We start from the raw sequence: 14,236 nt of genomic DNA, 5'->3' as shown, positions 1-14,236 counted from the left end.
GATCCTGAGGTGCGCGACGCGATAGAAAAAGAGGCGCAGCAGCACGGTTGGGAGGCATTGCATCAGCAGTTATGCCATATTGATCCTGTTGCGGGCGCGCGGATCCATCCTAATGATCCGCAGCGCATCATGCGTGCGTTAGAAGTATTCCGGGTTTCCGGACACACATTAACGGCGCTAACGGAGAAAAAAGGTGATCCTTTGCCGTATCAGGTTCACCAGTTCGCAATCACTCCTCAGGATCGAGGGGAGTTGCATCGCCGCATCGAACTTCGCTTTGCCAAGATGGTCGAGGCGGGGTTTGAACAGGAGGTACGCACGCTGTATGAAAGAGGTGATCTGCATCCGGATTTACCGTCGATTCGTTGCGTGGGGTATCGCCAGATGTGGGATTATTTGGCCGGACGCTGCACCCATGAAGAAGCCGTTTATCGTGGGATTTGCGCGACGCGCCAGTTGGCCAAACGTCAGATTACTTGGCTTCGCGGCTGGGAAAATGTGACTTGGCTTGATAGTGACTCGCCGTCACTATCTTTACAAACGGTGACAAAAGCGTTGGCGGCAGAGACAGAGACTTAATGTATACTGTCCCTGACAAGGACGCTGCTTAACCGCTTAGATTGACYACAATTACAAACAAATAAGGAAAAGAAATAATGGCTAAGGGGCAATCATTACAAGACCCATTCTTAAATGCGCTACGTCGTGAGCGTATTCCCGTTTCCATTTACTTGGTGAATGGCATTAAGTTGCAAGGCCAGATTGAATCGTTTGATCAATTCGTGATTCTGCTGAAAAACACGGTTAACCAGATGGTGTATAAGCACGCGATCTCAACCGTCGTGCCTGCACGTCCAGTCAGCCACCATAACAATAACCAGGGTTCTGYCGAGCGTTCACACGGTGATCGTCAGCAGGATAAACCTGAGGAGTGAGCATTCATTTGCTAAGGAGCTGTTTGCTTGTTTGACCGTTACGAGGCCGGTGAACAGGCTGTACTCGTTCATATCAATTTTACCCATGATGGCGAGTGGGACGATCTCAGCGAATTTCAAATGCTGGTATCGTCCTCGGGTGTCGATGCCTTGCAAGTTGTTGTCGGCAGCCGTCAGTCACCACATCCTAAGTATTTTGTCGGTGAGGGTAAGGCGCAAGAAGTCGCCGACACCGTACGCCAAGTCGGTGCGGATGTCGTGATCTTCAATCACGCATTATCACCGGCGCAAGAGCGTAACTTGGAACAATTATTTAAATGTCGAGTGTTAGATCGAACCGGCTTGATCCTCGACATCTTTGCCCAACGTGCACGCACCCATGAGGGTAAGTTGCAGGTAGAGCTGGCCCAGCTACGCCACCTGTCAACGCGTTTGGTGCGAGGCTGGACTCACCTTGAGCGGCAAAAAGGTGGGATTGGCTTGCGCGGGCCGGGTGAAACCCAGTTGGAAACTGACCGTCGATTATTGCGAGATCGGGTAAAAGCGATTCTTCGTCGGTTGGAAAAAGTCGCCAAGCAGCGAGAGCAGGGACGTCGTGCGCGGGCGCGCGCGGAAGTGCCCACTATCTCACTCGTAGGCTATACCAACGCTGGGAAATCAACGTTATTTAACCGCATCACTGAAGCGGGTGTGTATGCCGCGGATCAGTTGTTTGCCACCCTCGATCCGACCTTACGTCGGATTGAAGTGGAGGATGTTGGCCCCTCAATTCTTGCCGACACGGTGGGCTTTATTCGCCACCTGCCGCACGATTTGGTGGCTGCATTTAAAGCAACCTTGCAAGAAACCCAAGAAGCGGACTTGCTGCTGCACGTGGTCGATGCCAGTGATGACAGGTACCGTGACAATATGGAAGCGGTCAACAGCGTGCTAGAAGAAATTGACGCCGCTGATGTGCCTCGTCTGATTGTCATGAACAAAATCGATAGTCTAGAACGCGCTGAACCTCGTATTGAACGAGACGACGAGGGGATCCCACAAGCGGTATGGGTCTCGGCGCTATCCGGACAAGGAATTTCGCTGATATTTGAAGCCCTCACCGAGCGTTTGGCTGGCACCATGGTGAAACATCGCCTGCGGTTGCCACCAAGCATGGCGGGCCGAATGCACAGTAAGTTTTGTCAGATGCGCTGCATTGTGCACGAGGAGTACCAAGACGATGGTYACTTACTCGTTGATGTGCGTTTGCCACAAACAGATTGGTATCGGCTGGAAAAAAGAGAAGGCAGTCACCTTGGCGACTTTATCGTCAGCGACTAGGCTGCTAAAGTAAAAAACTATCGTCAGATCAATTTGATGGAGAGCGCGAATGGCGTGGAATGAGCCAGGAAACAATGGCGGTCCCGATAAAGACCCCTGGGGCAATCGTGGTGGCCGGAATCAAGGCCCACCGGATCTTGATGAACTATTTAATAAGCTAAGCCGCAAACTCGGTGGCTTAGGCGGTGGAGGCCGTAAAGGCAAAGGTCCATCCTTTGGAGGTGGCGTCGCCGGTCTGGGTGTACTAGCACTGATTGGCGCAATTGTTTGGGGGATCTCTGGGTTCTACACCATCGGCGAAGCCGAGCGGGGTGTGGTGCTGCGTTTTGGACAATATGACCGGATCGTGCAGCCTGGTTTGAACTGGAAACCTACCTTTGTGGATACAGTCAGCACCGTCAACGTTGAATCTATCCGTTCTCTGAACAGCTCGGGCCTTATGCTGACCAAAGACGAGAACGTGGTGAACGTTGAAATGGACGTGCAATACCGCGTGATGGATCCACAGCAATATCTTTACAGCGTCACCAATGCTGACGATAGCTTGCGTCAAGCGACAGATTCAGCGCTTCGTGCGGTGGTCGGTGACTCCTTGATGGACGATATYATCACYCGWGGTCGTCAAGAAGTGCGTGAGCGTACCCAAGTAGAACTCAACAAAATCATCGACAAGTACGACATGGGACTGTTGGTGGTAGATGTGAACTTCCAATATGCGCGCCCACCGGAGCAAGTGAAAGACGCATTTGATGATGCGATTGCAGCACGAGAGGATGAAGCGCGCTTTATCCGTGAAGCTGAAGCCTATCGTAATGACGTATTGCCAAAAGCAACCGGTCGTGCGGAAACCTTGAAAAAAGCCGCATTGGGTTACAAAGAGCGTACGGTTAACGAAGCTCAAGGTGAAGTGTCTCAATTTGAGAAACTCTTGCCTGAGTATCGTGAAGCCCCACGTGTGACGCGTAATCGTCTGTATATTCAGACCATGGAAGAAGTCTACAGCAACACCAGTAAGGTGATGGTGGATTCGCAAAGCGGCAACAGCAATCTGTTATATCTCCCACTCGATAAGCTAATGGGAGGCGCAGCCGTTGGACCGAACCAGCGTAAAGAGACGTCGAGCAGCCAATATGGTATTGAGCTTGAACAAAGCGCACAGCCAACTCAGCAAGAGTCGGCGCCGCGTTCTGGTTCATCACGAGAAGGGAGATACTAAGCATGCGTAAGATGATGATCCCTGTTGTCGTCCTAGCCGTTGTTGTCTTTTTGATGTCGATCTTCGTGGTGAGTGAAGGCGAACGTAGCATTGTGGTCCGTTTTGGGCGCGTGCTTAAAGCGGATAACGACGTGGCGAAAATCTATCAGCCGGGTTTGCATTTCAAACTGCCATTGTTTGATCGCGTCAATACACTCGATGCGCGTATCCAAACCATGGATGACCGTGCTGACCGTTTTGTTACCGCCGAGAAAAAAGACGTCATTATTGACTCTTACGTGAAGTGGCGTATCAAAGACTTTGGCCAGTATTACCTGTCCACTGGTGGGGGTAACAAACTGACTGCCGAGTCGTTGTTGCAGCGTCGTGTCGCGGATGGCTTGCGTGCCGAAATCGGTAGCAAAACCATTAAAGAAATCGTGTCTGAAAAGCGTGATGAGGTCATGAAAAGTGTCCTTGATCGTGCGGCGAGCGAAGGTTCACGTGATTTGGGTATTGAGTTGATTGACTTGCGTATCAAGCGTATCAACCTGCCGAGTGAAATCAGTGAGTCTATTTATGCACGTATGCGTGCCGAGCGTGAGGCGGTTGCCCGTCGTCATCGTGCACAAGGGCGTGAGCAAGCGGAAATTATTCGCGCGCAAGCTGAGCTAGAAGTGGCGACCATTCTGTCTAAAGCAGAGCGTCAAGCGCGGATCACCCGTGGTGAAGCTGACGCGGAAGTGGCGAAGCTATTTGCTAACGCGTTCAAGAAAGAGCCTGAGTTTTATAGCTTTGTTCGCTCGCTACAAGCCTATCGTAAGAGCTTCAACAGCAAGAGCGATATGCTGGTGGTTGATCCGAAAAGTGACTTCTTCAAATACATGAAGCAGCCTGACGTGATCAATAAATAAACCGCAATAACCGCGAGAAAAGACAAGGCACTGCGCCTTGTCTTTTTTTTATTTTCTTCGGCTTATCGCGCACAGCAAGATTCAATGTAGGAGGATGAATCATGACGACATTATGGGGAGCGCTTGCGCTGGTATTGGTGGTCGAAGGGTTGGGGCCCATGTTATTTCCTAAACAATGGCGACAAATGGTGACTGAACTGAGCCAACAGCCGGATAATCAGTTGCGACGTATCGGAGGCTGCTTGGTGGTGATCGGTGCGGTATTGGCCTATTACCTCTTGAGTTAATCAAGGGGCTGTCAGCTTGACGTGACAAGCCCATGGTAAGAAAACGACATTATGGTTAAAAAATAACTGCAACCGTTTTTTGAAGGTGCTAGAATCCATTTTTAACTAGCTGCATATCGAAAAAGATGGGTAATAACGTAGTAGTTCTCGGCACCCAATGGGGTGACGAAGGTAAGGGAAAGATCGTTGATCTTTTGACTGAAGACGCAAAATACGTGGTTCGCTATCAAGGCGGTCACAATGCTGGTCATACTCTTGTCATCGACGGCGAGAAAACCGTCCTACACTTGATTCCTTCTGGTATCCTTCGCAACAACGTTAAATGTATCATCGGTAACGGTGTTGTGCTGTCGCCGGACGCTCTGCTGAAAGAAATGGGTGAGCTGGAAGCGCGCGGTGTGCCGGTTCGTGAGCGCCTATTCCTGTCAGAAGCTTGTCCTCTGATCCTGCCATATCACATTGCGCTTGACGCAGCACGTGAGCAAGCACGCGGTAAGAAAGCCATCGGTACGACCGGTCGCGGTATCGGGCCTGCATACGAAGATAAAGTGGCACGTCGTGGTTTGCGTGTTGGCGATCTGTTCGACAAAGAAGCCTTTGCTGAAAAGCTAAAAGAAGTGATGGAATTCCATAACTTCCAGCTTGAGCATTTCTACAAGGCTGAGCCTGTGAGCTATGAAGAGACCTTGGCGAAAGTCATGGAGCAAGCGGACATCCTTACCGGTATGGTGATGGACGTGACTCAAGAGCTCGATGATGCCCGCAAACGTGGTGACAAAATCATGTTTGAAGGCGCACAAGGCACCTTGCTAGACATTGACCACGGTACTTATCCGTATGTTACCTCATCGAACACCACCGCCGGCGGCGTTGCTGCAGGTTCTGGTTTTGGTCCGCGTCACCTTGGCTATATCTTGGGTATTGCTAAAGCGTATTGTACGCGTGTCGGTGCGGGTCCATTCCCGACTGAGTTGGATGATGAGATTGGCATGCACCTTGGCACTAAAGGTGCCGAATTTGGTGCGACCACGGGCCGTAAACGTCGTTGTGGTTGGTTTGATGCGGTTGCGATGCGTCGTGCGGTGCAAATCAACTCAGTATCAGGTTTCTGTCTGACTAAGCTTGACGTGATGGACGGCTTGGAAGAAATCAAAATTTGTACCGGTTACAAGATGGCAGACGGTTCAACCGTTGAGGTATCACCTCTGGCCGCTGACGCGTACGAAAACATCGAGCCTATCTATGAAAGCATGCCTGGCTGGAGCGAGAACACCTTTGGGGTGAAATCTCTCGACGAACTGCCGCAAGCGGCGCTCGATTACATCAAGCGTATCGAAGAGCTGACCGGTGTGCCGATTGATATTGTTTCAACGGGTCCTGACCGCAACGAAACCATCATCAAAGTACATCCGTTTGCTGAATAAGCAATTGCTTTGAATGATAAAAGCCAGCGCCTTGTCGCTGGCTTTTTTAATGCTTTTTTCGCTCAGCTTGGAATCGAGATCGCGCGATAGCGGAAAAAACTTGCCGCCTTTGCTAAAGTCATTTCACATAGCGCCGATACAAAAAAGGCACAGGTAGCCCTGACGCTGCTGCTTAGTTTTTTGTTTTGATAGCGAGTAGGCATGAAGTTTCGAACGCTAGTTTTTTCTCTTTTGTTGTCAACAGCAGCGGCCAAAGCGGACGTCGGCCCCGCTGTGCCTGTGTATGAAGAGAGCGAATTGATTGCCTTGTTCGAAACCAACTCTCACCTTGAGCGAGTGAGGCAGGACGAATGCCAATTGATCCAAGATATTGAAGCACGTGCTACCCGTGTTGGATCGCCCGCCTATGAGTTTTTATATGGTGATATGCTGGCGTGGGGCGTGTGTGTGGATCAGGACGCTGAGCTGGGCGTTTACTACATGAAGCTGGCGGCACAACAAGGCTTGCCCGCGGCACTTGAGCAACTGGGACGCTATTATGCCAATGGCACGCTCGTCCAGCAGGACCAGCGCCGAGCCATTCCTTATCTGCGTGAAGCGGCCTCGCTGGGTGATACGCGTGCACGCATCTTACTGGCTGAGCTGCTGGTGGATGATGTCGGCTCGCCGCTCGATTATGAAGATGCATACCGTTGGTTGTATCAAACCATTACCGCGGACACCCAAACCCGCAACCGGATTGCTCAACTGCGTGCTGCGTTAGAAGCGCGTATGCCACAAAACATTATTGCGCGCGCCAAACGTCGCACCAGTTATTGGTAAGCACAATAAGCGATTTTGTCACACAAATTCGTTATACTCGTTGCCACTCATCTGTTTCCAATCTGATTCGATATGGTGTCTGCGCCATATTCCTCTCGTTGTTTACAAGCAAGACGCTGAAACAAAACGTCAAACTGCGATCATCGCGGCGCATTAGCGTCAGTTAACAGATATAATGAAATCAACATACGCCAATAGGAAAAGGTCTATGTCGCAAGACACAGGTTCGACAAAAAATACGCCCACAGGCATTGCGGCCGATCCGCACCAAGCTCGTGAAGCAGAAAAATATGACAATCCCGTCCCTAGCCGTGAACACCTGCTCGAGGTTGTACGCAGCTTTAAAGCGCCGGTAAGTCGAGACAATCTGTTCGCACACTTGGGGCTCGCCGGTGATGAACAGTATGAAGGCTTACGTCGACGCCTGCGCGCCATGGAGCGTGATGGCCAATTGGTGTTTACCCGTCGTCAGTGCTACGCCTTACCTGAGCGGTTAGATTTGGTCAAAGGCACTGTCATCGGTCACCGAGACGGCTTTGGCTTTCTACGCCCAGAAGGCAAAGGCAATCACGATGATTGGATGTTACCGCATCATCAAATGCGTAGTGTGATGCACGGTGATGTGATTTTGGCACAAGGTGTCGGCACCGATAAGCGTGGCCGCAAAGAAGCCCGTGTAGTGCGCGTACTTGAGGCGCGCCAAGGTCAGATCGTGGGTCGTTACTTTGTGGAAGATGGCATGGGCTTTGTCGTGCCCGATGATAGCCGTCTTGGTCAAGACATCGTGATCGACAAAGAGCAAACCCAAGGTGCGCGTATGGGCAATGTGGTGGTGGTCGAGATCATGCAGCGCCCGACCCGACAAACCAATCCTGTCGGTAAGATTGTTGAAGTGCTGGGCGAGAACATGGCGCCTGGCATGGAAATCGAAATTGCGATGCGCACCCACGATATTCCCCATCAATGGCCGGATGCCGTGCTCAAGCAAGTGAAAAGCTTGAGTGAGGAAGTACCAGAAAAAGCCAAAGAGGGCCGTGTCGATCTGCGTGATTTGCCACTGGTGACCATCGATGGTGAAGATGCCCGCGACTTTGATGATGCGGTCTATTGCGAACGTAAACGCTCGGGCGGCTGGCGTCTGTGGGTAGCGATTGCTGATGTCAGCTACTATGTGCGACCTGATTCGGCGTTGGATAAAGAAGCGCAAAACCGCGGTAACTCTGTCTACTTCCCTAACCAAGTCGTGCCCATGTTGCCGGAAGTGCTTTCTAATGGCTTATGCTCGCTGAACCCGCAAGTCGACCGCTTGTGTATGGTGTGTGAGATGACGATTTCTGAATCAGGGGCGCTATCTGGCTACAAGCATTACGAAGCGGTGATGAATTCCCACGCGCGTCTGACCTATACCAAGGTATCTCATATCCTTGAAGGCGATGAGGAGTTGCGTGAGCGCTACCGTTCTCTGGTCCCGCACTTAGAGACCCTGCACGATATGTACAAAGTGCTCAGTGAGGCGCGCCAACAACGCGGGGCGATTGAGTTCGAGACGGTGGAAACCCAGTTTATTTTCAACGCACAGCGTAAAATTGACCGTATTGTGCCGGTGGAGCGCAACGATGCGCACAAGATCATCGAAGAGTGTATGATCTTGGCCAATATCGCGTCGGCACGCTTTGTGGAAAAACACAAAGAGCCTGCGCTTTATCGTGTCCACGAAGCGCCGGGCGAAGAGCGCCTCAGTGGCTTTAAAGATTTCTTAGGCGAGTTAGGCTTGAGTCTCAGCGGCGGCCTTGAGCCGACGCCGAAAGACTACGCGGCACTGATGCATTTGGTGCATGGTCGCGCTGACAGTGAGCTGATCCAAACCATGTTGCTCCGCTCGATGAAGCAAGCGGTGTATCAAGCGGATAACCAAGGCCACTTCGGTTTGGCGCTCAAGCAATACGCACACTTTACCTCGCCTATTCGTCGCTATCCGGATTTGCTGTTGCACCGTGCACTCAAATATTTGATTGCCAAACAAGCGGGTAAAAACCAAGACCGTTGGACCCCGACCGGTGGCTACCACTACTCATTTGACGATATGGATGTGCTCGGCGAGCAGTGTTCGAAAACCGAACGCCGTGCTGATGATGCTACCCGTGATGTGGCTGATTGGCTTAAGTGCGAATACATGCAAGATCACGTTGGTGATGAGCTGGAAGGCGTGATCGCTAATGTCACTGGTTTTGGCCTCTTTGTTCGCCTCAATGAGCTACATATCGATGGTTTGGTCCATATTTCCAACCTCGATAATGATTACTATCGCTTTGATATGGTGGGTCAACGCTTGGTCGGTGAAGGCTCGGGACGTGTGTTCCGACTCGGCGATCAGGTGACCGTGAAAGTCTTATCCGTTAACTTGGATGAGCGACAAATCGACTTTGAGCTGGTAGGCTCTGAGCGCAAAGCCCGTCGTCCGGGGAAAACAGCCCGTGACAAACGCAAGAAAGGCCGTGCGGAGTCGAATAAAGACCCACAAGCCCGTCGCGAGCGAATGTCCGTGCGTCAGCAACTGAAACGTGGCGCCGTGCCAAGCATTGAAGAAGACAAGGCCCCTGCAGAGAAAAAAGGCAAGAAGGGCAAAGGTAAGTCGCCTGCGGAAAAAGCACGCAAGAAAAAGGCGAAGAAGCAAAAACCTAAAGCGGTCAAGAAAAAGAAGTAACCCATGAGTAATGAAACCATTTACGGCATTCATGCCGTCCAAGCCGTGCTTGCGACTGATCCATCTCGCTTTATTGACGTGATGGTGCTAAAAGGCCGTCAAGACGAACGCTTAGTGCCTGTACTAAACGAATTAGCGATGCTGGGGATCAGTATTCAGCAAGTTGGCCGCAAAGCCTTAGACGACAAAACCCAAGGTGCGTCGCACCAAGGGATAGTGGCACGTGTCAAAGCGGGCCGTCAGTATAACGAAAATGACTTGGAGGCGATCCTCGCCAACACCGAGACCCCCTTGCTGCTGGTGCTTGATGGGGTAACTGACCCCCACAACTTGGGGGCGTGCCTACGCACCGCCGATGCAGCCGGAGTGAGTGCGGTGATTGTCCCGAAAGACAAATCCGCTCAGCTTAATGCCACGGCGCGAAAAGTGGCCTGTGGCGCCGCTGAAGTCGTGCCTTTAGTGCGCGTCACCAACTTAGCGCGAACCATGCGTGCGCTCAAAGAGCAGGGCGTGTGGTTTGTGGGTACGGCGGGTGAAGCCGATCATGATGTTTACGACACCAAATTGGTGGGGCCGCTCGCCTTAGTGATGGGCGCAGAAGGAGATGGCATGCGCCGTTTGACGCGTGAAACCTGTGATGAGCTGATCCGGATTCCGATGGCGGGCAGTGTGTCGAGCTTGAATGTGTCCGTGGCGACTGGCGTTTGCTTGTATGAAGCGGTGCGTCAGCGTCGTTAACTGCAGTGTCTCTTGTTCACCGTTGAAGAAAAACGCCCCAGCTTGGGGCGTTTTGTCATTTTGGGAAGTGAAAAACCGTTACAGTAATTGCCAGACCGCGGCGCTGCCGGGTTTGTCGCCTTGCGTCCACCACTTGGCTTGGTAGCGTTGGTTGTTATATTCAACTTCATCGCCACCGGAATAAGCGACGGTCGCTTGCCATTCACTGCTTTGGTTGGCTTGGCTATCCCCGACGCGTTCCCATGGGTCGCCTTGGTCTGGGCGCTGGCCTTTGGTCCACCACTTGGCGCGATACTCAACCCCTTGATATAGGACACGATCGCCGCCGACGTACACGGTGTTTTCATCCCACGTTGGTAAGCCACTGGCCGGCGTCACGGTTACTGTGAATTGCGCTTGCGTGGTTTTGTCGCCATCGCTGACCTCGACTGTGACCACATAGTCGCGATTCTCCGTCACGGTGGGCGCGGTCAGCGTGACCTGATCACCGGTGCCAGAAACGGCCAGATCGCCAGATGCACGGTAGGTGTAGCTGAGTGTATCGCCATCTGGATCGTTTGCCTCAATCGTCACGCTGGTTTGCTCACCGCTTTTCAGGCTAACAGGGGCGATAGGTGCCACGGTAGGGGCTTGGTTTTCACCCGGTACCACTACCTTAATGATGGTGTTGGCCTCCGCATTGGCTTGACCATCCGATACCGTCACTGACAGGGAATAGTCGGTGCTGGTGCTCACATCGGGGGCGGTCACTGTGACCGAATCCGTGTCGCTATTGGTCAGAGCCAACGCCGCATCGCCTTGCCAGCGATAGGTCAGGGCATCGCCATCCCGATCACGCCCATTGGCGGCAATGGTTAACGACGCTCCGGGCGCCAGCGTATAGCTTTGCTGCGCAAGGGTGACGGTAGGAGCATTATTGACGGGTGGTTGACCATCCTGTGCTAATCCCTCGTGCATCGCATTGAGGATATCGCCATTGTCGGCATCGATTTCCCAAGCAAACAAACCGGCGAAGTTGTGATTGCGCACATACTGGCCTTTGGCTTTGACCGAGCGTGGGTTGTCATAAGTGACGAGCTTACCGTTGTCTGGGTTCCAAACATAAGCCGCTTCGGCTTGCTCATCATAACCGGGTTGGAAGCCATTGATACCGTTCCCCGCGCTGCCGAGCATGGATTTGACGATGCCTTTGTAGTCAATCACACCGGCTTCCCAAATACCGTCTGCGGTGCTGCCTTTGATCGGGCCGTTACCGGGTGCGGTCATCGGGTTGCTAGGATCGGTCGCATTGGCAGGGAAAACGCCTTCCCAGCCACGGCCGTACATCGCGGTACCAATCACCATTTTTTCCGGTGGTACGCCGCTTTCTAGCAGTAATTGCACGCCATTATCGAGCGTGTAGGCAGGGCCTTTGCGGGGCTCGCCGTTATCATCGACGCCAGTACCATCACATTCATCGGCACTCATATGGCTGCCGCAGTAAAGGGCGGTTTGGTGACCGGTGACATTATTCCATGCGCCGAAAAAGTCGTAGGTCATGGCAAAGATATAATCCATGTACGGCGCGCTGGCGCTGTAATCGACGTTGGCGATCTTGTCATAACCGGCCCCGACGGCCGAGGTGAGTTGGTACTCACGGCCCGTGTCGGCCTCGAGCTCATCCAACATCGCGCGCAGCTCACGCATTAAGGCCGCGTAGGCTTGGCTATCTTTATCTGGATTGCCTAAATCTGGATTGGCACCGCCACCGCCTGGGTACTCCCAGTCAATGTCGACCCCATCATAGAACTTCCAGGTTTGTAGGAACTCTTTCATCGAGGCAACAAAGACGTCACGGTTGGCTTTGTCGGTGAAATCATAGAAGGGGTCTGATAGGGTCCAGCCGCCCACAGATGGGAGAATTTTCAGATCCGGGTAGCGCTGCTTGAGCGCCATCATTTGCGCATAAGTGCCACCAATCGGATCTTTAGCTGGTGTGCCGGGCAGTTTTTTCTGAATCGCCGCCCAAGGGTCATGGATCACCACTTCATAGTCTTTTGAGCCTTGGCAGGCGAGCTCTAGTGCGCGCAAGCTGTTGCCATTTTCGATGTCGCCCAATGACTCATTGGGGCCACAAATGGGGATAAAGCCATATAAGATGTGGGTGAGATTCCCCGCGGGCACCTGACTGACATCGAAGTTACGACCATAAATGCCCCATTCGACAAAGTATGCCCCCACCACGGTATCAGGCTGTTTGGGGTAGTCATTGTTGTTCGGGTCGACATTCATCGGCAGTGGGTCAAGGTGCACGCCGTCGGTGTCTGCGATCACGATGGGTTTGGCGGCACTGGTCGCGCACTGGCCATCCACGCCACCTTCACACAAGGCGAGTTTAAGCTGGTGGCGGCCTCCTTTGTCATAGGGGAAAGTGACAACGCCAGATTTGGTTCCTGCCGGTAAGGTGCCTTGATTAACGACCTGATCGTCAAAGTACACCTTGTAGCTATCACCACCATCACCGGACCAGGCATTCCATTTAATTTCAATTTGGACTTCATCCACGCGTTGCACCAGATCTTTGTACGATCCGCGGCCATATTCGTCGACTTCAACAAAAGAATAGTTTTGTGGCTTCCAGTCCAAACTTGGGGTTGAGGGGGCCGCCACGGCGTGGCTGGCACCCAGTGCCCCAGCAATCGCCAGAGAGAGTAGGGTCATTGGCTTCATGTTTGCTCCTTATTGTGTCACGCGTTGCCAAACAAGGGCAGCGCCGGGTTGCTCGTTTCGTGTCCACCATTTTGCTTGGTAGATGTTGTCGCCGTAGCGCACGCGATCCTTGGCCACATAGACCTCAGAAGCGCTCCACGCGGGCAGGTTGCTGGTGGGTTCGTCGGTAGCCGGGATCACCGACAGGTTGAAGCTATAGCTATCGTGATGGCTAAAGACTTGGTTTTGCACCACGTCATCGGCATTAAACTGGATCTCACCGTGGCGCATCACCCCGATACGTAAGGGCTCGTTAGCCTGTTGTTCGATAAGGCTGGCCAGCGCTTGTGGCCAATTCGCCACATTTTGGTCCGTCAATGTGAGTGTGACATCTACCACTTCTTGGCCTTGGCGGTTGTGCAAGCGGGCACGTACGCGATCGCCCAAAGCTGCCATTTGTGGATGTGGGACAAAGTAGCCCAGCTCGTGCCATTGGGCTGGCGCTGTCTGACTGGGGGTGATAGTGATGTCGGCACAGTTGTAGAAGCCTTCACCGGCCGGATCAATGCGTTGCCAACGGCTATAGAGAATGGCGTCACCTTGACGATCGGCGGGCAGGGTCACGGTCATCTCGTAATAACGGTTTCCGTCATCGCCGATCACAATGGGCAGATCGCCAAAGGTGTCGATCTTCTCGAGATCATCCCACGTCAGCGCATCGGTCGCGCCGTTGTAGTCTGGCTTGGTGAGATAAATTTCCCAATAGCTTGGGTTGTGCGGTGTGGTGGCGCGAAAACGTACGTCAATTTGGCCATTGCCATCTGGGGTGACTTCGGTCCGTTGCCAATCCGGTGAGGGCAAACTGATCCCGGCTTTATTGGGATCGCCGGCACCACATAAGTTGCCATCGGTCACGGCCGCTTTCACCGCATCCATATTGCGGTAATCCGCCACCAATTGCGCTGATTCGTGGTGTTGCACAAATGGGTAGTGCCCCGACTCTAAGAACGCAGCGCGACAGGCAGCATTGGGAATACGTGACCCATCTGAAGGCCACCAATAGCCCCCTTGCTCATGGCAAATCGCTTGGCGTGCTTTGGGGCTGTCTAAATAGCCATGTGCCATCACCTGTGAACTGCTTGCGACCAGCGCAAGGGCCACGGCGGTACGGCAGGAAAACTGTGTGAACGAAGACTTGAACATAACGAC

The 14,236-nt window shown here is 52.7% G+C and carries 12 protein-coding genes; 10 read left to right on the top strand and 2 right to left on the bottom strand.

Features of this window, described 5'->3' with window-relative positions; translation table 11 throughout:
* The 10 genes from miaA to rlmB form a co-directional block, all read left to right on the top strand.
* On the top strand, positions 1–579 hold a 579-nt coding region (miaA, locus tag BZG83_RS09610), incomplete at its 5' end, for a tRNA (adenosine(37)-N6)-dimethylallyltransferase MiaA (protein ID WP_077480291.1).
* A gap of 77 nt (positions 580–656) precedes the next feature.
* Positions 657–935, top strand: coding sequence for an RNA chaperone Hfq (hfq, locus tag BZG83_RS09605; protein ID WP_077480290.1), 279 nt, complete (start codon positions 657–659; stop codon positions 933–935).
* Between the two features lie 27 nt (positions 936–962).
* Positions 963–2,255, top strand: coding sequence for a ribosome rescue GTPase HflX (hflX, locus tag BZG83_RS09600; protein WP_077480289.1), 1,293 nt, complete (start codon positions 963–965; stop codon positions 2,253–2,255).
* Positions 2,256–2,304: 49 nt separating this feature from the next.
* Positions 2,305–3,471: an FtsH protease activity modulator HflK gene (gene hflK, locus BZG83_RS09595; protein WP_069589710.1), complete on the top strand. Its 1,167-nt coding sequence runs from the start codon at positions 2,305–2,307 to the stop codon at positions 3,469–3,471.
* Positions 3,472–3,473: 2 nt separating this feature from the next.
* A complete protein-coding gene (hflC, locus tag BZG83_RS09590) occupies positions 3,474–4,364 on the top strand; it encodes a protease modulator HflC (RefSeq protein ID WP_077457591.1) in 891 nt (296 codons plus the stop codon).
* Positions 4,365–4,465: 101 nt separating this feature from the next.
* Positions 4,466–4,651, top strand: coding sequence for a DUF2065 domain-containing protein (locus BZG83_RS09585; protein ID WP_069589707.1), 186 nt, complete (start codon positions 4,466–4,468; stop codon positions 4,649–4,651).
* Between the two features lie 125 nt (positions 4,652–4,776).
* Positions 4,777–6,075 carry an adenylosuccinate synthase gene (locus BZG83_RS09580; RefSeq protein WP_077480288.1) on the top strand — a complete coding sequence of 433 codons (1,299 nt, stop codon included), beginning with the start codon at positions 4,777–4,779 and terminating at the stop codon, positions 6,073–6,075.
* A gap of 201 nt (positions 6,076–6,276) precedes the next feature.
* A complete protein-coding gene (gene motX / locus BZG83_RS09575; RefSeq protein WP_077480287.1) occupies positions 6,277–6,897 on the top strand; it encodes a flagellar protein MotX in 621 nt (206 codons plus the stop codon).
* Between the two features lie 208 nt (positions 6,898–7,105).
* Positions 7,106–9,601 (top strand): ribonuclease R, encoded by a 2,496-nt coding sequence (gene rnr / locus BZG83_RS09570; protein WP_077480286.1) that lies wholly within the window; start codon positions 7,106–7,108, stop codon positions 9,599–9,601.
* Positions 9,602–9,604: 3 nt separating this feature from the next.
* Positions 9,605–10,339, top strand: a complete 735-nt coding sequence (gene rlmB / locus BZG83_RS09565; protein WP_077480285.1) for a 23S rRNA (guanosine(2251)-2'-O)-methyltransferase RlmB — start codon at positions 9,605–9,607, stop codon at positions 10,337–10,339.
* Positions 10,340–10,417: 78 nt separating this feature from the next.
* On the opposite strand, the gene BZG83_RS09560 is transcribed toward rlmB, so the two are convergent.
* Both BZG83_RS09560 and BZG83_RS09555 read right to left on the bottom strand, forming a co-directional pair.
* Complete coding sequence (locus tag BZG83_RS09560; RefSeq protein ID WP_077480284.1) at positions 10,418–13,048, bottom strand: glycosyl hydrolase family 18 protein; 2,631 nt, start codon at positions 13,046–13,048, stop codon at positions 10,418–10,420.
* A 9-nt stretch (positions 13,049–13,057) separates the two neighbouring features.
* Positions 13,058–14,230 (bottom strand): lytic polysaccharide monooxygenase, encoded by a 1,173-nt coding sequence (locus BZG83_RS09555; protein WP_077480283.1) that lies wholly within the window; start codon positions 14,228–14,230, stop codon positions 13,058–13,060.
* Positions 14,231–14,236 lie beyond the last annotated feature (6 nt).

It is taken from the genome of Salinivibrio sp. PR919, from assembly GCF_001995355.1.
Classification (GTDB): domain Bacteria; phylum Pseudomonadota; class Gammaproteobacteria; order Enterobacterales; family Vibrionaceae; genus Salinivibrio; species Salinivibrio proteolyticus.
The sequence above is the reverse complement of the archived record's forward strand: the minus strand, read 5'-3'. Positions and strand labels throughout refer to the sequence as shown.